The sequence below is a fragment of the Streptomyces sp. NL15-2K genome, from assembly GCF_030551255.1.
Lineage (GTDB): Bacteria > Actinomycetota > Actinomycetes > Streptomycetales > Streptomycetaceae > Streptomyces.
Genome location: NZ_CP130630.1, coordinates 3,405,561 through 3,423,125, shown reverse-complemented (window position 1 = coordinate 3,423,125; position 17,565 = coordinate 3,405,561). Strand labels below are relative to the sequence as shown.

Genomic DNA, 17,565 nt, shown 5'->3' with positions numbered 1-17,565 from the left:
GATTTCTCTAACGCCCGATGAACTGCGGACCCTGCGGCGGCATCCGGAACTCCTGGTCCGGTACGGCCGTGACAGGCGGCGGATAGCCGTAGCCGCCCGGCGCCCCCGCGGCGGCGGCCGCCGCGGCAGGCGCCTGTGGATAGCCGTATGCGGGCTGGCTGGTGGGATGCGGATAGCCGTACGCCGGCTGCGTCGCCGGCGTCTGCTGCGGGTAGCCGTACTCGGGCTGCGCCGGGACCCCCGTCGGCTGCTCCGGGGGCAGCGGCTGGGCGGGCGTGGTCTGGACCGAGGTGGGGGGCGGGCTCTGCGCGGGCTCATCGGCGGGGTCCGACTCGTCCACCGAGATGCCGTAGTCGGTGGCCAGGCCCTGCAGTCCGTTCGAGTAGCCCTCGCCCAGGGCCCGGAACTTCCAGCCCTCCCCGCGCCGGTACAGCTCACCGCAGATCAGCGCTGTCTCCTGGCCCGTCTCCGGCTTGATGTCGAAGTAGGCCAGCGGCTCACCGTCGGCGACCGTCGCGTCGTACAGCAGAATGCGCAGTCCCTGGACGCGGTCGAAGGTGACGCCCTCCGCCGAAGCGACCAGCAGAATCTGAGTGACGTCGGGCTCGACACCGGCCAGATCTGTCTGGATCGTGTCGGTGGGACCTTCAGCGACGCGCTTCTTGCCGAGCCGCCAGCACTTACCGGAGGGGTGCCGGGGCTGGTTGTAGAAGACGAAGTCCTCGTCGGACCGCACACGGCCGTCGGGGCCCAGGAGCAGCGCCGAGGCGTCCACGTCCGGGCCGCCCTGCCCGGGCGCCCAGCGCAGCACGGCGCGTACCGTCTTGGCTTCGAGCGGGACGTTCGACCCCTTCAGCATCGCGTGCGTCATGCGGTCATCCTGCCCTGTCAGTCCTGGTCACGACAATGCGGGGGACGCGGATCCGCGTGTTTGGCCGTGCTTGTCTACGCTTGACTGTGCTTGGGAGTGCTTGGACTGCTTGGCTGTGCTTGGAAGTGCTTGTCCGCGTTACCTGAAATTCATGCCCAGCGGGAACCCCGGACATGGATCCCTACGTACTATTACCGGCCACCTGTGAACGGATCACAGGGGTTGTTCAGCCACCACGGGGGAGTTCTATGCGTCATTTCGGGCATATCGCCCCTGAGGTGCGGCAGCGCCTTTTCCACCAGGAGCCCTGCCGGTTCACTGCTGATTCCCCGGCCCGGCTGCTCTCCGTGGCCCTGGGCGCCACGCTCTACAGTCCGGCCACGCGGCCGCGGCTCGCCGACGACATCGTCAAGCAGACCGGACGCGGCGTGGTCTCGATGGTGCTGTGCCTGGAGGACTCGATCGGCGACGAGGACGTCGCGGACGCCGAGGAGAACCTCGTGCGACAGTTCACGGATCTCGCCGGACGCGACGCGCCGGGCGGGCCCGGCGCGGCGGCCGGTCTGGACCTGCCGCTGCTGTTCATCCGGGTCCGCGTCCCCGAGCAGATTCCCGACCTCGTACGACGCCTCGGCCCCGCCGCCCGGCTGCTGTCCGGATTCGTGATGCCGAAGTTCACCGAGGAGCGCGGCATCCCCTTCCTGGAGGCGCTCGCGACGGCGGAGGCCGAGAGCGGGCGGCGGCTGTTCGCCATGCCGGTGCTGGAGTCGCCCGAGCTGCTGTACCGCGAGTCGCGCGTGGAGACCCTGGAGGGCATCTTCCGCGCCGTCGACAAGTACCGGGACCGGGTGCTGGCGCTGCGCCTCGGCGTGACCGACTTCTGCTCCTCGTACGGCCTGCGCAGAGCCCCCGACATGACCGCCTACGACGTCCAGATCGTCGCCTCCGTGATCGCCGACGTGGTGAACATGCTGGGGCGGGCCGACGGCACCGGCTTCACGGTGACCGGGCCGGTCTGGGAGTACTTCCGCGTGCAGGAACGTATGTTCAAGCCGCAGCTGCGCCGCAGCCCCTTCCTGGAGGGGCAGGCCGAGGAGCTGCGCGAGGCGCTCATCGAGCACTCCATGGACGGGCTGCTGCGCGAGATCACCCTCGACCAGGCCAACGGCCTGCTCGGCAAGACCTGCATCCACCCCTCCCACGTGCTGCCGGTGCACGCGCTGTCGGTGGTCAGTCACGAAGAGTTCAGCGACGCCCAGGACATCCTGCGGCCCGAACTCTGCGGCGGGGGTGTGCTCAGGTCGGCGTACACGAACAAAATGAATGAAGTGAAGCCGCATCGCGCGTGGGCCGAGCGGACCATGCTGCGCGCCGAGGTTTTCGGCGTGGCGAACGAGGACATCGGCTTCGTGGAGCTGCTCGCCGCCGGAATCTCCGAGTGAATGTCGCCGAACATGGGCGACCGTCGCCGAATGGCGCTGAATACCCGCTGAATGCCCGCTGAATACCAAGGGACGCATGAACGCAGTGAACAACGTGGTCTGGTCCGGCAGCTGGGTCGCCGAACGGCTCGGCGTCGAGCTGGTGGGCGACGACGAGCTGACCGACCTGCTGGGGCTCGCGCTGCGCCGCAACCCCAAGCGGGCGCACCTGCTCGTCTCGAACGTCCTCGGCAAGCACGTCCCGCAGTCGCCCTCGGTGGTGTACGGCTACGGCCTCGCCCTCGGCCGCCGCGTCCGCGACCTGCTCGGGACCGACGAGGCCCGTACGGCGGTGGTCCTCGGCTATGCCGAGACCGCCACCGGCCTCGGCCACTCCGTCGCCGACGGCCTGGGCCTCGCCCCCTACCTGCACTCCACCCGCCGCCTCGTCCCGGGCGTCGCCCCGGCGGGCGGCTTCGAGGAGTCCCACTCGCACGCCACCTCCCACCTGCTGCTGCCGCAGGACCCGGCCCTGCTGGCCGGCGACGGGCCGCTGGTCCTGGTCGACGACGAGTTCTCCACCGGCAACACGATCCTGAACACCATCCGCGACCTGCACGAACGCTATCCGCGCAGGCGGTACGTCGTGGTCGCCCTGGTCGACATGCGCTCGGCGGCGGACGCGGACCGGCTGGCGGACTTCGCCCGCGAGATCGGCGCCCGCGTGGACCTCGTCGCGGCCGCCTCGGGGACCGTACGGCTCCCGGAGGGGGTGCTGGAGAAGGGGCAGGAGCTGGTCGCCCGGCACGAGTCCCCGGCGGTTCCCGCTTCCGCGCGGCAGACGTACGGCCGTGTCGCGCGCGTCGAGCTGCGCTGGCCCCGTGGGCTGCCCGACGGCGGGCGGCACGGCTTCACCCCCGCGCACCGCGAGCGCCTGGACGGCGCCCTGCCCGCCATGGCCGCCCGGCTCGCCGAGGCGCTGCCTCCGGGCGCCCGGCGCGTGCTCGTCCTCGGCTTCGAGGAGCTGATGTACGCCCCGCTGCGGCTGGCCCACGAGCTGGAGCAGCTCGCAGACATCGCTGACACCGTCGGCGCCGAGGTGCGCTACTCCACCACCACCCGCTCACCGGTCCTCGCGGTCGACGACCCCGGCTACGCGATACGCAGCCGCCTCGTCTTCCCCGCGCACGACGACCCGGCCGACGGCCCCGGCGAGCGCTACGCCTACAACGTCGCGGGCGGCGGCTTCGACGCCGTGATCGCCGTCGTCGACTCGGCCGCCGACACCCCCGCCCTGCACGCGCCCGACGGCCTGCTGGCCCAACTGGCCGCCCACACCCCGCACGTCGTCCTCGCGGTCGTCCCGTCGTACGTCCCCGAGCCGCTGTACGTCCCCGAAAGGCCCCTGCCCATGCTGCCCGAGCCCCTCCGCGGCCCCGCCTTCTCCTCGTACGCGCCCGACGAGGTCGGCTGGCTGCTCCAGGACCTCTCGGACGTGACGCTGGAGGCGCCGACCGAGGAGCGCGAGGAGGCCATCCAGAGCGGCGGCGCGCACTACGCGGAGTCGCTGCCGGTGGAGTACCAGCCCACCGAGCAGTACCAGCAGCTCTTCCACACGGCACTGGAGGAGTCGGCGGCGAGGCTGGCGCAGGCGGCCGGCGCGGTCACCGAGCTCCTGCTCGCCGAGCGCTCTCCCCGGCCCGTCCTGGTGTCGCTGGCCCGCGCGGGCACACCCATCGGCATCCTGATGCGCCGCTGGGCCCAGTACCGCCACGGCCTCGACCTGCCGCACTACGCCGTGTCGATCGTGCGCGGCCGCGGCATCGACGCCAACGCGCTGCGCTGGCTGGCCGCGCACCACGACCCGCGGGACGTCGTCTTCGTCGACGGCTGGACCGGCAAGGGAGCCATCACCCGCGAACTCGCCGACGCCCTCAAGGAGTTCGAGACCTCCGACGGCATCACCGGCTTCGACCCGGAGATCGCGGTCCTGGCCGACCCGGGCTCCTGCGTCCGCACGTACGGCACCCGCGAGGACTTCCTCATCCCCTCCGCCTGCCTCAACTCGACGGTCTCCGGCCTGATATCGCGCACGGTGCTCCGCGCCGACCTGGTGGGGCCCCACGACTTCCACGGCGCGAAGTTCTACCGCGAACTCGCCGGCGCGGACGTGTCCGTGGCCTTCCTGGACGCGGTGTCCGCCCGCTTCCCGGAGGTTGAGGACGCGGTCGACGCGCAGGCCAAGGAACTGCTGTCCGGCGAGCGCGCCCCGATCTGGGAGGGCTGGGCGGCCGTCGAACGCATCAGCGAGGAGTACGGCATCCACGACGTCAACCTCGTCAAGCCCGGCGTCGGCGAGACCACGCGCGTGCTGCTGCGCCGCGTGCCGTGGAAGATCCTGGCCCGCGCCGGAGCGGGAGCCGACCTGGACCACGTCCGCCTGCTGGCCGAACAGAGAGGTGTCCCGGTGGAAGAGGTCACCGAACTCCCCTACACCTGCGTCGGGTTGATCCACCCCAAGTACACCCGGGGCGCGACCGGCGCCGACGGCAAGGCGGTGACCCTCTGATGCCGGTGCTGGTGGCGAGCGACCTCGACCGTACGCTCATCTACTCCGCCGCGGCCCTCGCGCTGACCATGCCGGACGCGCGGGCGCCCCGGCTGCTGTGCGTCGAGGTGCACGAGAGCAAGCCCCTTTCGTACCTCACGGAGACGGCGGCCGGACTGCTCACGGACCTCGGCGACGCGGCGGTCTTCGTGCCGACGACGACCCGGACCCGCAAGCAGTACCAGCGCATCAACCTCCCCGGCCCCGCGCCCAAGTACGCGATCTGCGCCAACGGCGGTCACCTCTTGGTGGATGGAGTGTCCGACCCCGCGTGGCACGCAGGGGTGACGGCCCGGCTGGCCGACGAGTGCGCACCGCTGGACGAGGTGCGCGAGCACCTGATGACGTCGGCAGACCCGCTCTGGGTGCGCAAGCACCGGATCGCCGAGGACCTCTTCGCCTACCTGGTCGTCGAACGCGAACTGCTCCCCGAGGACTGGGTGAAGGAACTCGCGGTCTGGGCGGAGAACCGGGGCTGGACGGTCTCCCTCCAGGGCCGCAAGATCTACGCCGTCCCCAAGCCGCTCACCAAGAGCGCTGCCGTGCACGAGGTCGCCCGCCGCACCGGCGCCGACCTCACCCTGGCCGCCGGCGACTCCCTCCTCGACGCCGACCTGCTCCTCGCCGCGGACCAGGGCTGGCGCCCGGGCCACGGAGAACTGGCCGACGCCGACTGGGCCGCTCCGGCGATCAGCGCGCTGCCGGAGCGAGGGGTGCTGGCGGGGGAGCGGATCCTGCGGGAGTTCTTGAGGGTGGTGCGGCAGGGGGCGGCCTGACCGGCTTGAGGGATCGGCCTGAGCAACCGGCCTGAGGGATCGGCCTGAGGGATCGGTCTGAGGGATCGGTCTAAGCGTGCGGGCTCATGTCCCGTTCCTTCCTGCGGCGGCCCGCCCCCGGCCGCCGCAGCACCCGTATCAGGACGAATGCCAGGACCGCCAGGGCGGCCACGACGAGGACCACCTTCGAGTAGGTGGAGACGATGTGCGTGACCTCGGGCCAGTTGTCGCCCAGCGCGTACCCCGCGAGCACGAACGCGGTGTTCCAGATCGCGCTGCCCAGCGTCGTCAGGCCGAGGAACACGCTCAGGCGCATGCGCTCCACGCCCGCCGGCACCGATATCAGGCTGCGGAAGATGGGGATCATCCGGCCGAAGAACACCGCCTTGGTCCCGTGCCGCAGGAACCACGCCTCCGTCTTCTCTATGTCCGAGACCTTCACCAGCGGCAGCCGGCCCGCTATCGCCACCGTACGGTCACGGCCGAGCAGCGCACCGACCCCGTACAGCGCGAGTGCGCCGATCACCGAACCGGCGGTCGTCCACAGCAGGGCGGCGAGCAGGCTCATCTGCCCCGTGCTCGCGGCGAATCCCGCGAGCGGGAGGATCACCTCGCTGGGCAGGGGAGGGAAGAGGTTCTCGAGGGCGATGGCGATACCGGCGCCGGGCGCGCCCAGCGTGTCCATGAGGGAGTTGATCCACTGCGGTGCCGCATCCCCTGCCGCGGCCGTCCGCGCTGCGATGGCTGTCATGTCGATCACGGTAGAAAATCGCAGCTGAAGAATCCCTGAGGAAAACCGCACGGTCCGTTGCGGTCCACCGCAGTGGGGAATTGCGGTTTTCCGCAGTGTGCACGCACCTCCCGCCCGGCTAGCCTCGCGATCATGCGAGACATGGTGCGACGGGGGACGCGGTGCGCTGTGGGGCTCATCGCGGGAGCCGCCACGGCGGCCGTCGAGCTGCCCTTCACTGTCCTGGCCGGCCTGGCCCTGGCGCCCGTCGCGGCCTGGCCGTCCGGCCGTCGCGCCGTGCTGCCTCTCTTTCTCGCGGGCGCGCGAAGACTGGCGGAGCTGGAGCGCGCCCGGCTGAGAATCTGGCTGGGGGTCCACGTCACGCCCCCGTACCGGGACGTGCAGGCGCTGAGGTACGTGGCCTGTCGCTGGGCGCTGGGCCTGCTGGGCGCGGTCGTGATGCTGTCGGTGGCGGTCGGCGTCGCGTACGGCACGCTGTGGACGTACGCATGGCTGCTGCCGGGTGACGTCCGGTACCCCTGGGCCATCACCCTCACCAACCTCGGCGGGCTCTTCCTGCTGTTCCTCGCCGTGCAGGGGATATACGCGGTCGCCGAACTGGAGGGGCGGTTGGCGCGCCGTCTCCTCGGCCCCCGCCACCAGGAGGAGCTGGAGCGGAGGATCGAGGAGCTGTCCGCGAGCCGCGCGGCGGTGGTCGACGCCGTGCACGACGAGCGGCGCCGCATCGAGCGGGACCTGCACGACGGCGTGCAGCAGCGTCTCGTAGCCCTCGGCATGCTGATCGGCCGCGCCCGGCGCAGTCAGGACCCCGACCGACTGGACCGGCTGCTGAGACAGGCGCACGAGGAGAGCGGCCGGGCCCTGGACGAACTGCGCGAGGTGGCCTGGCGGATCTATCCGACGACGCTGGACGAGGCGGGGCTGCGGGCGGCGCTGGAGACGGTCGCCGAGCGGACGTCGGTGCCGGTGCGGGTGGAGTACGACATCACCACGGAGCCGGAGCGGGCCGTCGCCACGGTCGCCTACTTCGTCGTCTGCGAGGCCGTCACGAACGCGGTCAAGCACGCGGCGCCGAACCGGATAACCGTGGCCGTGGGAGCGGAGGACGGGTTCGTGTACGTGTGTGTCGAGGACGACGGCCACGGCGGGGCGAACGCCGGAGGCAGCGGGCTGTTCGGGCTCGCCCGGCGCGTCGCCGCCCTCGACGGCCGCCTCGATGTCATCAGCCCGCCGGGCGGGCCCACCGTAGTGACCGCGGAGCTGCCATGCGCGTGATCCTGGCCGAGGACTCGACCCTGCTGCGAGAGGGCCTCGTACGTCTGCTCGCCGAGGAGGGACACGAGGTGATCGCCGCCGTCGGCAACGCCGAGCTGCTGCTGAAGGCCGTAGCCGAGGACCGGCCGGACGTGGTGGTGGCCGATGTGCGGATGCCGCCCACGCACAGCGACGAGGGACTGCGGGCGGCCCTGGAGATCCGCGAGCGCTGGCCGGGGGTGGGCGTGCTGGTGCTGTCGCAGTACGTCGAGAAGCGGTACACGACGGAGTTGCTGACCGGCGACTCGGAAGGGGTGGGCTATCTGCTCAAGGACCGGGTGGTCCAGGTCGACGAGTTCCTGGACGCGTTGGAGCGGGTCGCCCGCGGGCGCGCCGCCTTCGACCCCGAGGTCGTACGGCAGCTGCTCGGCCGCACCACCCACACCGACCTGCTCGGCCGGCTCACCGCGCGGGAGCGGGACGTGCTGGCCGAGATGGCTCAAGGGCACACGAACGCGGCGATCGCGCGGCGGCTGCACATCTCGCAGAGCGGGGTCGAGAAACACATCAACGCGATCTTCGACAAGCTGGAGCTGGCAGGGGGTGAGGGCTATTCGCGCAGGGTGCTGGCCGTGCTGCGCTATCTGGGCAGTTGAACCCTGAGGCGGCGACGCGGCGCGGGCGGCCGTCGGCCGTCAGCCGCAGCAACCCCCGCCACAGCAGCCGCCCCCGCCGCCACCCGCCCGGGGCGCCGGTGCCGGGGCGGACGCGGAGGCCGAGCCGCCGACGGCCACCGTCGACAGGAGCTTCACCGTGTCGTCGTGGCCCGAGGGGCAGGCGGCGGGAGCGGAGGACTGCGCCATCGGACGGCTCAGTTCGAAGGTGTCGCCGCAGGTCCGGCAGCGGTACTCGTAGCGAGGCATGCGCACAGGTTAACCGGCGTGCGCGGTCCGTCGTAGGCCGGCGGCGCCGTAGGACGTGTGCCGGTGCCGGTGCCGGTGCCGGTGCGGGTGTCGGTGTCGGTGTCGGTGTCGGTGTCGGTCAGTGTCCGGCGCCGCGCTCCTCGCGGATCTGGGTGACGACCCGGGCCACCGTCTGCCGTACCGCTTCCGTCTCCGTCAGGAAGTGCCAGTAGTCGGGGTGGCGGCCTTCCAGCGTGGCGATCGCGCGGTCGAGGCGGGCGACCGCGTCGTCCAGCGGGCGGGCGTGGCGGGGGTCAGGGGTGTTGCGGCCGGCCATGGCCAGTCGCTGGGCGTCCCGGATGGCGAAGCGGGTGCGGTCGACCTCCTGCTGGGGGTCCTTCTGCACGGCGTTGAGCCGGCGCAGCCGGTCACCGGCGGCGGAGACGGACTCGTCGGTCGTGTTCAGCAGCGCCCGTACCGTCGACAGCAGGGCGGTCGCGTCCGGCCAGCGCTGCTCGTCGCGTGCCGCCTGTGCCTCGCGCAGTTTCACCTCGGCCTGCGCGACGTTCTCCGCGGCCTGCTCCGGCACATGCTGGAGGTCCTGCCAGCAGGCCACCGTGAACCGTCGCCGCAGCTCGCTCAGCACCGGCTCCACCTGGCCGGCGCGGGTGGTGAGCGCCTGGGCGCGGGTGCGCAGGGAGACGAGCCGGTGGTCGATCTCGGCGGCCCGCTCCGGCAGCCGTTCGGCCTCCACGCGGACCGCCTCGGCCTCCCGTGCGACCCGCTCGGCACGCTCCAGCGTCTGGGGCACGCCGTGCGCTCCGGCGCCCTGGTTCAGCTTGGTCAGTTCGGGCGCCAGGGCGGCGAGACGGGCGGCGAGGTCGTCCGCCTTCAGCCCCGAGCCTCGTACGGCATCGAGGGCGTTCGACGCGGCGAGCAGACCCTGCCGGGCCCGTTCGACCGCGGGGGCGAGCCGGGCCAGCTGGGTCTCGGCCTTGCCCAGCAGCGGCCCGAGCCCGGCCGTGAACCGGTCCAGGTCCTGCTTGACCCGCCCCAGCTCGTCCTTGGCCCCGGTGAGGGCGGTGCGCGCCTGCGCGGCGGCCGAGGCCTCCAGGTCGTCCCGGTCGAGGTCGTGCGCGTCGACGGCCTGGATGTAGCGGTGACTGGCCTCGTCGATCCGCTGCCCCAGCGCCTGGAAGTCGGCGACCGCGCGCCGGGCGGCGGGGGAGTCGTCGACGGCCGTGATGGTCTCTATGGAGATCCGCAGATCCCGCTGGGCGGTGTCGAGCTCGTAGAAGGCGGCCGCGGCGGCGTCCTTCGCGGCCTGTGCCTCGGCCCGCTGGCTCTCCGCGCGCCCGCCGAACCAGCGCCGGGTGCCGCCGCCGGCGAAGGCGGCGGGCAGCGCGAGCGCGACGACGAGCGGCAGTCCGATCAGGGTGAGGGTGTCGCGGAGAGCGGGGCGCACGGAACGGGGTGCGCGCGGCACCAACGGCGAGTACGGCTGCGATGGTGTCGCCGTCACATCCCTCTCCCGTGCTGTGGTTCGTCTTGCCCGGTTGTCATTCTCCCACCGGTTAAGGACGAACACACGGGCCGGTCAGTTCGCTGTTCGGACCGTGACTTTGCCGTCGCCGGTCCGGGCGGACACCACGTGGGAGCTGGAGTCGTCCCGGGGCACGGACACGTCCTGCGCGCCGTCGCCTGTCTTGGTCGTCACGCGGTAGGTGGCCCGGGGCAGCTCGATGGTCACCGAGCCGTCGCCGGTGCGGGACTCCACCAGGTCCGGTACGGCGCCGAGTTCGAGGTGCACCGACCCGTCCCCGGTGTGGGTGCGGACCCGGCGCGAGGAGACGTCGGCGCGCACGGACCCGTCGCCGGTACGCAGCTCCAGCGGGCCGGTGGTGTCGGTGACGCGGACGGAGCCGTCGCCCGTACGGATGCTCAGCGGCGACTCGAAGCCCCGCGCGCGCACGCTGCCGTCGCCGTCCTCGACCTTCACGGCGACTCCGCGCGGCACCTCGATCCGGTGCTTGGCCGCGCAGTCGGCGACCACGCCGGAGCACGTCATCCGCAGGACGAGCCGGTCGTCCTTCATGGACCAGGTCACCTTCGGGTCCTTGCCGACGGCGACCGACCCCTGGAACCACCGGGTGACCTGGACCGCGCCCGCCTTGTGCGCGTCCGCGGCGACGATCTCCAGCGCGGAGTCGTCGGAGTCGACGGTCAGCGTGCGGCCCTGGAGGGCGAAGGACCGCTGCTCGGGGTCTGTGTCGTCCCCGGCGGAGGCCCCAGCAGAGGCACCGCAGGCGGTGGCACCCGCGACGAGGACCGCGACGACACCCGCGGCGGCGACGGCGCGGACGGGAACGGTACGGGCCATGACGATCTCCCCCTGGGATGGACGGCGAAGCCGCTGCGGCCCGCCACTGCGCCCCTCGACGCTGCTTCGACCGTACGGATCCCGGCCCGGCCGGGGGATCCGGAGCACTCCCGGATCCGAGGTGGGGATAACCCCCCGCACTCGGCCCGCGATACGGGCCGCGATTACGGGCCGCGATACGGGTTTGCGGGGCACTGCCCCGGGCAAGGTAGGCTGTCGACTCGTCTCGGGTGCGTAGCTCAGGGGTAGAGCGCCTGCCTTACAAGCAGGATGTCGGCGGTTCGAAACCGTCCGCGCCCACACCAGGAGAAGACCTCGGCCGATCGCGGCCGGGGTCTTCTCGTTTCAGCGGATTCTTGCGAGGAACCCCGGGGCTTCAGCCCTGGGAGGATTCCTAAGGAATCGCATCCTGGCGGCCGCGGCGCGGAGCGCCGCGGTATCACTGCGGTTGACTGGCCGAGGAGCGGCCGGGTGCCGAGTCTTCGGTTCCGGGTTGAGGGTCGCGGGAGTATCCCGAAATGTGACCGGATTCGCTCGATGGGATGAACGGCTACGAACGTGTGGGGGTGTCTCGCACTGGCGTGTACGGTCGGGATCATGAAGCTGGTCGTGCAGGTGAAGCTTTTGCCGACGCCCGTACAGGCGGCGGCACTTGAGGCGACGCTGCGCGCCTGCAATGAGGCTGCGACCTGGGCCGGTCAGGTCGCCTTCGAGGAGGATGTGAAGAGCAACTTCGCGCTGCGCAGGCTCGCCTACGCCGAGGCGAAGGCGCGGTGGGGGCTGGGTGCGCAGGCGGCCCAGCATGTGATCAAGAGGACGTGTGACGCGTACGCGACGCTGAAGGCGAACCTGAAGGCCGGCAACCTTGGGAAACCCGGCTCGAAGCGGTACCGCAGGGCTACGGAGAAGCCGGTCGTTTTCCGGCCGGTGGGGGCGCAGCCGTATGACGACCGGATGCTGTCCTGGCAGATCGCCGAGCGGCGGGTCTCGATCTGGACGACGGCCGGGCGGATGAAGGACGTGGCGTTCACCGCGTCCCCGGAGTATCTGGCCACCCTGGCTCTGTACCGGAAGGGTGAGTCCGATCTGGTGTGCCGGGACGGCATGTGGTTTCTCAATGCCACCTGTGAGGTGCCCGAGGCGCCGCTGGACACCGATCCGGTGGACTTCCTCGGTATCGACCTGGGCGTCGTGAACATCGCCACCACGTCCGACGGGGAGATCATGGCCGGGCGCGAGCTCAACCGCGGCCGGGTCCGTGAACGGCAGCTGCGCGGCAAGCTGCAGAAGAAGAACACCCCGTCCGCCAAGCGGCGTCTGAAGAAGCGCAGGCGCAAGGAGGCGCGACGGGCCAAGGACATCAACCACAAGATCGCGAAACGTGTGGTGGCCGAGGCAGAACGCACCGGTCGCGGTATTGCCCTGGAGGATCTGACGGGCATCCGCGAGCGGGTACGGCTTCGCAAGCCTGGGGGTACCTCCCACGCCCTTAAGGCAGTGGGGGAGGGCCGCCCACTCCAGCTGGTCGTTCGCTCAGCTGGGGGCGTTCATCGCGTACAAGGCCCGTAAGGCCGGTGTGCCGGTGGTGTACGTCGATCCGGCGTACACCTCCCGCACCTGCGCCGAGTGCGGGCACATCGACAAGGCGAACCGGGTCTCGCAGGCCTGGTTCGCGTGCCGGAACTGCGGATTCGTTGATCACGCGGACCGGAACGGCTCCCGCAACATCCAGGCCCGTGCCTGGGAGTTGTGGCGACGCGGGGCCCAGTCAACGGCCCCCGTCCCACCACCGGAGCGCACGCGCCGGGGTGGGGCTGGACGCAAACGCAGCACCACACCCAGTGATGCCCGTTGTGCAAGCCCGTCACTTTAGTGACGGGTAGTTGACGCCCCCTCTTCCTCCGGCTTCTCCGGAGCCTCGTGCGCGTGCTTCAGCCGCATGCGGGTGTGCACGCGCTCCGCCGTCGCGACCTCCGTCCAGAAGCGGTGGCCGCTGACGAAGACCGCGAGTTCGTGTTCGCGCTGCCGCAGCTTCTCCACCTCGGCCTGTTCGTCGGCCGTCCAGCCGGGGGAGGCGGGGCGCTCCACCTTGCGCCAGCCGCCCGTGTCACTGAAACCGTCCAGCGGCTCGACCGACCAGGGGAGCCGCTTGAGCAGGGCCGACAGCTCGGCCCGGACCTGATGCAGCTCCTCCTGACCGGCGAGGAGGTCACTTGGAAAGTCATAGGTCGTAGCCACGGCGCAATGGTACGCCTGTTCGATTTTGGGTGGCGAGTTTCTTCCGGTGGTTCATGCGAACGGGTGTGGCGCACATTGAGCGCTTCAGTTGGTCAGTGAGCGCTCATGGCTACCGACCGAGCCGGGCCGTGCGGATCACCGCCGACCACGAGACAATGAGGGAGACCATCGGGATCGCGGCTCTCCAGTAACGCGATGCCTTCGCTGGTTCCCGACCTACGTAGCCCGGCTCTTCGGTCGGCAGTGCTCGTATCCCGCCACCGCCGACAACGTCATCCCGCCGGTCCCGCAGCGCGACCGTCGCGGTCAAGGGCGCCTCGCACGTCGTGGTGATGCCCCGCCCGGGCGCCGTGGTCCGCCAGATCGAGGCCGCGTACCGCGCCACCCGCTGATCCGACGGAGCTCCTGGAAGGAGCAGTCATGAGCACTCCGGACACCATCGTCCTGATCCACGGCTTCTGGGTCACACCCCGGAGCTGGGAGCACTGGATCCCCCACTACGAAAAGCGCGGCTACCGCGTTCTCGCGCCCGCTTACCCGGGCTTCGAGGTGGAGGTCGAGTCGCTCAACGCCGACCCGACGCCCGTCGAGCAGGTCACCGTCGCGCAGATCGTCGAGAGCCTGGAGACCCTGGTCCGCGGCCTGGACAAGCCGCCGATCCTGATCGGCCACTCCGCCGGCGGCGTCTTCCTGCAGCTCCTGCTCGACCACGGTCTGGGCGCGGCCGGGGTGGCGATCAACTCCGCGCCCACCGAAGGGGTCGCCGTGGTGCCGCTGACCCAGATCAAGTCGGCCTTCCCGGTGTTGAAGAACCCGGCCAACCGGCACCGGGCGGTCGGCCTGAACGCCGAGCAGTGGCACTACGCCTTCACCAACACGCTCTCCGAGGAGGAGTCCCGGGTGCTGTACGAGCGCTATGCCGTCCCGGCCTCCGGCGGCATCTTCTGGGACAGCGCCCTGGCCACCCTGCGCCCCGGCCGCCAGAGCACGTACGTCGACTACCACAATGACGACCGCGCACCGCTGCTGTTCGTCTCCGGCGAGAATGACCATCTGATGCCACCGAAGGTGCAGCAGTCCAACGCCCGGCACTACAAATCGGACACGGTCACCGAGCACAAGGTGTTCCCGGGGCGTCCGCACCTGCTGCCCGCAGCACCCGGCTGGGAGGAGGTCGCGGACTACGCCCTCGACTGGGCCGTCTCGCACGCCCGGTAGGTCACCGGCCGGGGGCGGCGGTGGGGCGGTTCCAGTCCGGGGCGATCGCCGTCAACTGCGCGGCTCGGGTCTCCGCGCGCAGGGGGTCCTTGCCGAGCCCGCCCTTGCGGCGGAGGCGGACCAGGTGCTGGACCACCGGTACGAGCGCCTTGCCCTCTCACGCGCCGGAGGCAGGATCTGAGCCAGGGCGGTCCAGGAGGTGCAGAAGGCGCGGTTGCGGTGCCGTCACCCGCCGGGATGCGTGCCACGGGCAGCGACTACTCCCCGTTTGACACGGTTCGGACCGGTGGCATGGTGGAAGGCGGGGGTGAGAGTTAGGAGGCTCGGTGTGGCATCCGGTTCGGCATGGCGTTCCGCAGCACGGCAACTGCCACTCAGGCTCACTGTCGGTGCGTTCTTCCTCAACTCCGGACTGTCGAAACGCGACGCGGACGAAGCCGCCGCTCAGCGACTCCAGCAGTTCGCCAGCGCCACCTACCCCTTCCTCGGCAAGCTCGACGCCCAGAAATTCACCCGGCTGCTCTCCACCGGGGAGATCGCCGTTGCCACCGCGCTGCTCCTGCCGGTCATCCCTGCCACTGTCGCTGGGGCTGCGCTCACCGCATTCTCTTGCGGCACTCTCGGGCTTTACCTGCATACGCCGGGCATGCGTCAGGAAGGCAGTCTGCGCCCGACTGAGCAGGGAATCGCGCTGGCCAAGGACATCTGGATGCTGGGCGTCGGCATCTCCCTCATCGTCGATGGCGCGACCGGACACTCGGGACCCGCGCCCACCGCACTCGGCCCTTGGCGCCGCATGCTGCGAGGCTGATCAGGCCACCGAACACGGGTCGTAAAAGTAAGTAAGACCGTGGCAATTTTCGGGGCCTGCTGGCTTTCCACAGCAAACACCCAAGCTTTAGCTTGGTCTCATGGGTGTGAGTGACGAGGATCTGTACACCGCCGAGCAACTCCGGTGGGGCATTTCGCGACTGGCCTCCCGGCTGCGGGCGGAGCAGCCGGGAAGCGCTCAGCCGCTGACCCGTCTGTCCGCCTCGCTGCTGTCGCATCTCAAGCACAGCGGTCCTTTGGCGGTCAGTGAGCTGGCCGCGATCGAGGGGGTGCAGGCTCAGTCGCTGACCCGGGTGTTGCAGGACCTGGAGCATCAGGGCAGGGTGACGCGGAGCCGGAGCAGCGCCGACAAGCGCCGCCAGGACATCGCGCTGACCGCTGCGGGCGAGCAGGCGTTGCGTGACCATGTGCGGGACGGCAATGCCTGGTTGGCGGCGGCGCTGGCACAGCACCTGTCGCCTGCCGAGCGTGGGTTGCTGCGGCTGGCCGGTCAGCTCATGCAGCAACTGGCCGGCGTGGACGCCGAGTCGGCGGACCGGGAACGGGCCGACGGCGGGGCGGCGGTGCAGCGCGGAACGGCGGGGCCCTTGTGACCACGCGCCGGGTGCGGCAGACGCGGCAACACCTCGGTGAGGATCGCTCCGTGGCGTCCCACGGGCTGCTCCTGGCGGTTCTGGCCGGTCTGGGGGCGGCCAGTCCGTTGGCCACGGACATGTATGTGCCCGGACTGCCGGACATGGCAAGTTCGTTGGGGACCACGAGTGCTGGGACGCAACTGTCCCTCACCGCGTTTCTGCTGGGCGTCATCGCCGGGCAGCTCGTCCTGGGGCCCATGAGCGACATGGTCGGCCGGCGGCCCGTTCTCCTGGTGGGCACGTCCGCGTTCGCCCTGTTCGGTCTGGGATGTGCTCTCGCGCCGACGATCGAGGCGATGACGGTCCTGCGCTTCGGGCAGGGCTTCGCCGGGGCGGCGGGCATCGTGGTCGGACGGGCCGTGGTCGTCGACCTCTTCCATGGGCCCGAACTGTCCCGGGTGTACGCGGCCCTGTCGGGTATCGGGGCTCTGGGCCCGGTGCTGGCGCCGGTGTTGGGCGGGGGCCTGCTGGCCGTGGCGCCGTGGAGGTTCGTGTTCGTAGCGCTGGCGCTCGCCGGAGCCGTCCTGGCCGTGGGAATCGCGCGGGGTGTGCCGGAGTCGCTCACGGCCGAGCGGCGCACAGGAGGCGGCGTCGGCGGGGCGCTGCGGGCCACCGGGAGGATGGCGGCGCGGCCCGGCGTGCTCGTGCCGGTGCTGACGATGGGCTGCACCGGCGCCGCGACCTTCGCCTACATCGCCGGGGCGACGTTCGTCCTGCACGACCTGCTGCACCTGTCGCCCACGATGAGCAGCGTCGTGTACGGGGTGAACGCGCTCGGTAATCTGGGCGGTTCGCTGCTCTACGGGCGACTGGCCCGTCGGCGCCGCCCGGAGACGCTGATGGTCGTCGGCGCGGCGACGGGCCTGGCAGGCCAGCTGGTCCTACTGACCCTCGCCTCGACGGTGGGCAGCGGTCTGTGGACCACGTGGGCGTGCCTGCTGGTGTCGGTCTCGTCTTTCGGGTTCCTCTTTCCGTCCCTGACCACGGTGGGGCAGAGCCGCGGGCGGGATGCCCCGGGAGCCACGTCCGCGTTGCTGGGCGCGGCACAGTTCGCTTTCGGCGCCGCCGCCTCCCCGCTCGTCGGCCTGTCCGGCACCGGCAGCGCCGCTCCCATGGCGCTGGTGATGGGCGCTTTCCTGGCGCTGGCGACCGTGGGAGCGGCCGTCTGCCGACGGCAGAGCAGGACCGAACGGACTTAGCGCGCTCAGCCACAACGGGTGCGCACGCCTCCCCGGGAGGGGTCCCGGGACCGGCGGGTTACCAATGCCGGGCCGGAATCCCCCCACACAGGAGGTCCAACTGATGAGTACGGGTATGCGCAGGCGAGCCGCGACGACCGCCGTGACGCTGACCATGGCGGGCACGCTGGGGTTCGGCCTGATGACGCCGGCGGCGTATGCCGCCCCGGGACCCTGCTACGACGGGCGGTGCGAGGGCACCGTGTCGGCGCCCAAGACCATCAAGGTCAACAGCAAGAAGTTCGGGTTCGGGAAGCTGAAGATCACGCACATCAGCTCCCGATCGGTGAAGATGTCGGCCACCACCACGGGCGGCGGGTACCTGAGCGGCAGCACCAGTCCGGGCGGTACCGTCAAGTTCAACAACCTGAAGATCTGGGTGAAGTCGGTCTCCGGAAGTAAGGCCAGGCTCGCCCTGTTCCCCACCAAGTACTGAGAGTTC

At 71.0% G+C, this 17,565-nt stretch carries 17 protein-coding genes, 1 tRNA gene and 1 pseudogene; 12 read left to right on the top strand and 7 right to left on the bottom strand.

Annotation, left to right across the window (positions count from 1 at the left end; genetic code table 11):
- Window positions 1-7 precede the first annotated feature (7 nt).
- Window positions 8-871, bottom strand: coding sequence for a TerD family protein (locus Q4V64_RS15020; RefSeq protein WP_124442623.1), 864 nt, complete (start codon window positions 869-871; stop codon window positions 8-10).
- A 248-nt stretch (window positions 872-1,119) separates the two neighbouring features.
- Here Q4V64_RS15020 and Q4V64_RS15015 point away from each other — a divergent pair, with 248 nt between their 5' ends.
- The 3 genes from Q4V64_RS15015 (at window position 1,120) to Q4V64_RS15005 (ending at window position 5,676) form a co-directional block, all read left to right on the top strand.
- On the top strand, window positions 1,120-2,313 hold the full coding sequence (locus Q4V64_RS15015; protein WP_124442624.1) for an HpcH/HpaI aldolase/citrate lyase family protein: 1,194 nt from the start codon (window positions 1,120-1,122) through the stop codon (window positions 2,311-2,313).
- 76 nt (window positions 2,314-2,389) lie between these two features.
- Window positions 2,390-4,861 (top strand): phosphoribosyltransferase, encoded by a 2,472-nt coding sequence (locus Q4V64_RS15010; RefSeq protein WP_124442625.1) that lies wholly within the window; start codon window positions 2,390-2,392, stop codon window positions 4,859-4,861.
- The gene (locus tag Q4V64_RS15005; protein ID WP_124442626.1) at window positions 4,861-5,676 is read left to right on the top strand and encodes an HAD family hydrolase; all 816 of its coding nucleotides are present in this window, start codon (window positions 4,861-4,863) and stop codon (window positions 5,674-5,676) included. Before Q4V64_RS15010 ends, Q4V64_RS15005 begins: the two co-directional genes overlap by 1 nt.
- Before the next feature lie 70 nt (window positions 5,677-5,746).
- On the opposite strand, the gene Q4V64_RS15000 is transcribed toward Q4V64_RS15005, so the two are convergent.
- A complete protein-coding gene (locus Q4V64_RS15000) occupies window positions 5,747-6,427 on the bottom strand; it encodes a DedA family protein (protein ID WP_172629394.1) in 681 nt (226 codons plus the stop codon).
- 132 nt (window positions 6,428-6,559) lie between these two features.
- Between Q4V64_RS15000 and Q4V64_RS14995 the strand changes: the two genes are divergently transcribed.
- A complete protein-coding gene (locus tag Q4V64_RS14995; protein WP_124442628.1) occupies window positions 6,560-7,702 on the top strand; it encodes a histidine kinase in 1,143 nt (380 codons plus the stop codon).
- On the top strand, window positions 7,693-8,337 hold the full coding sequence (locus tag Q4V64_RS14990; protein ID WP_172629395.1) for a response regulator transcription factor: 645 nt from the start codon (window positions 7,693-7,695) through the stop codon (window positions 8,335-8,337). Before Q4V64_RS14995 ends, Q4V64_RS14990 begins: the two co-directional genes overlap by 10 nt.
- A gap of 39 nt (window positions 8,338-8,376) precedes the next feature.
- Here Q4V64_RS14990 and Q4V64_RS14985 read toward each other — a convergent pair whose 3' ends face one another.
- From Q4V64_RS14985 to Q4V64_RS14975, 3 genes are all read right to left on the bottom strand, one after another.
- Entirely contained in the window at window positions 8,377-8,604 is a 228-nt protein-coding gene (locus tag Q4V64_RS14985; RefSeq protein ID WP_124442629.1) for a zinc ribbon domain-containing protein, read from the bottom strand.
- Window positions 8,605-8,722: 118 nt separating this feature from the next.
- Window positions 8,723-10,105: a hypothetical protein gene (locus Q4V64_RS14980; RefSeq protein ID WP_124442630.1), complete on the bottom strand. Its 1,383-nt coding sequence runs from the start codon at window positions 10,103-10,105 to the stop codon at window positions 8,723-8,725.
- A gap of 75 nt (window positions 10,106-10,180) precedes the next feature.
- Window positions 10,181-10,963, bottom strand: coding sequence for a DUF4097 family beta strand repeat-containing protein (locus tag Q4V64_RS14975; protein WP_124442631.1), 783 nt, complete (start codon window positions 10,961-10,963; stop codon window positions 10,181-10,183).
- A 228-nt stretch (window positions 10,964-11,191) separates the two neighbouring features.
- On the opposite strand from Q4V64_RS14975, the gene Q4V64_RS14970 reads away from it, so the two are divergent.
- Both Q4V64_RS14970 and Q4V64_RS14965 read left to right on the top strand, forming a co-directional pair.
- Window positions 11,192-11,263 (top strand) — tRNA-Val (locus tag Q4V64_RS14970).
- Window positions 11,264-11,560: 297 nt separating this feature from the next.
- Window positions 11,561-12,836, top strand: a pseudogene (locus Q4V64_RS14965) (transposase).
- Here Q4V64_RS14965 and Q4V64_RS14960 read toward each other — a convergent pair.
- On the bottom strand, window positions 12,833-13,201 hold the full coding sequence (locus Q4V64_RS14960) for a hypothetical protein (RefSeq protein ID WP_124442632.1): 369 nt from the start codon (window positions 13,199-13,201) through the stop codon (window positions 12,833-12,835). The pseudogene Q4V64_RS14965 and the gene Q4V64_RS14960 sit on opposite strands and share 4 nt — an antisense overlap.
- Before the next feature lie 420 nt (window positions 13,202-13,621).
- Between Q4V64_RS14960 and Q4V64_RS14955 the strand changes: the two genes are divergently transcribed.
- Entirely contained in the window at window positions 13,622-14,419 is a 798-nt protein-coding gene (locus Q4V64_RS14955) for an alpha/beta hydrolase (protein WP_124442633.1), read from the top strand.
- Window position 14,420: 1 nt separating this feature from the next.
- On the opposite strand, the gene Q4V64_RS14950 is transcribed toward Q4V64_RS14955, so the two are convergent.
- Window positions 14,421-14,555 (bottom strand): hypothetical protein, encoded by a 135-nt coding sequence (locus tag Q4V64_RS14950; protein WP_303709995.1) that lies wholly within the window; start codon window positions 14,553-14,555, stop codon window positions 14,421-14,423.
- Window positions 14,556-14,747: 192 nt separating this feature from the next.
- Between Q4V64_RS14950 and Q4V64_RS14945 the strand changes: the two genes are divergently transcribed.
- The 4 genes from Q4V64_RS14945 (at window position 14,748) to Q4V64_RS14930 (ending at window position 17,559) form a co-directional block, all read left to right on the top strand.
- Window positions 14,748-15,230: a hypothetical protein gene (locus Q4V64_RS14945; protein ID WP_124442634.1), complete on the top strand. Its 483-nt coding sequence runs from the start codon at window positions 14,748-14,750 to the stop codon at window positions 15,228-15,230.
- A gap of 100 nt (window positions 15,231-15,330) precedes the next feature.
- On the top strand, window positions 15,331-15,843 hold the full coding sequence (locus Q4V64_RS14940; RefSeq protein WP_124442635.1) for a MarR family transcriptional regulator: 513 nt from the start codon (window positions 15,331-15,333) through the stop codon (window positions 15,841-15,843).
- Window positions 15,844-15,893: 50 nt separating this feature from the next.
- Window positions 15,894-17,084, top strand: coding sequence for a multidrug effflux MFS transporter (locus Q4V64_RS14935; protein WP_253267205.1), 1,191 nt, complete (start codon window positions 15,894-15,896; stop codon window positions 17,082-17,084).
- A 103-nt stretch (window positions 17,085-17,187) separates the two neighbouring features.
- On the top strand, window positions 17,188-17,559 hold the full coding sequence (locus tag Q4V64_RS14930; RefSeq protein WP_124442636.1) for a hypothetical protein: 372 nt from the start codon (window positions 17,188-17,190) through the stop codon (window positions 17,557-17,559).
- The last annotated feature ends 6 nt before the right edge of the window (window positions 17,560-17,565 follow it).

What these genes read in the sequence shown, in the direction of transcription:
- Q4V64_RS15005 (WP_124442626.1), top strand. Translation starts at nt 4,861, where the DNA reads ATGCCGGTGCTGGTGGCGAGCGACCTCGACCGTACGCTCATCTACTCC.
- Q4V64_RS14940 (WP_124442635.1), top strand. Translation starts at nt 15,331, where the DNA reads ATGGGTGTGAGTGACGAGGATCTGTACACCGCCGAGCAACTCCGGTGG.
- Q4V64_RS15010 (WP_124442625.1), top strand. Translation starts at nt 2,390, where the DNA reads ATGAACGCAGTGAACAACGTGGTCTGGTCCGGCAGCTGGGTCGCCGAA.
- Q4V64_RS14995 (WP_124442628.1), top strand. Translation starts at nt 6,560, where the DNA reads ATGCGAGACATGGTGCGACGGGGGACGCGGTGCGCTGTGGGGCTCATC.
- Q4V64_RS15020 (WP_124442623.1), bottom strand. Translation starts at nt 871, where the DNA reads ATGACGCACGCGATGCTGAAGGGGTCGAACGTCCCGCTCGAAGCCAAG.
- Q4V64_RS14985 (WP_124442629.1), bottom strand. Translation starts at nt 8,604, where the DNA reads ATGCCTCGCTACGAGTACCGCTGCCGGACCTGCGGCGACACCTTCGAA.
- Q4V64_RS14975 (WP_124442631.1), bottom strand. Translation starts at nt 10,963, where the DNA reads ATGGCCCGTACCGTTCCCGTCCGCGCCGTCGCCGCCGCGGGTGTCGTC.
- Q4V64_RS14990 (WP_172629395.1), top strand. Translation starts at nt 7,693, where the DNA reads ATGCGCGTGATCCTGGCCGAGGACTCGACCCTGCTGCGAGAGGGCCTC.
- Q4V64_RS14930 (WP_124442636.1), top strand. Translation starts at nt 17,188, where the DNA reads ATGAGTACGGGTATGCGCAGGCGAGCCGCGACGACCGCCGTGACGCTG.
- Q4V64_RS14955 (WP_124442633.1), top strand. Translation starts at nt 13,622, where the DNA reads ATGAGCACTCCGGACACCATCGTCCTGATCCACGGCTTCTGGGTCACA.
- Q4V64_RS15000 (WP_172629394.1), bottom strand. Translation starts at nt 6,427, where the DNA reads ATGACAGCCATCGCAGCGCGGACGGCCGCGGCAGGGGATGCGGCACCG.
- Q4V64_RS15015 (WP_124442624.1), top strand. Translation starts at nt 1,120, where the DNA reads ATGCGTCATTTCGGGCATATCGCCCCTGAGGTGCGGCAGCGCCTTTTC.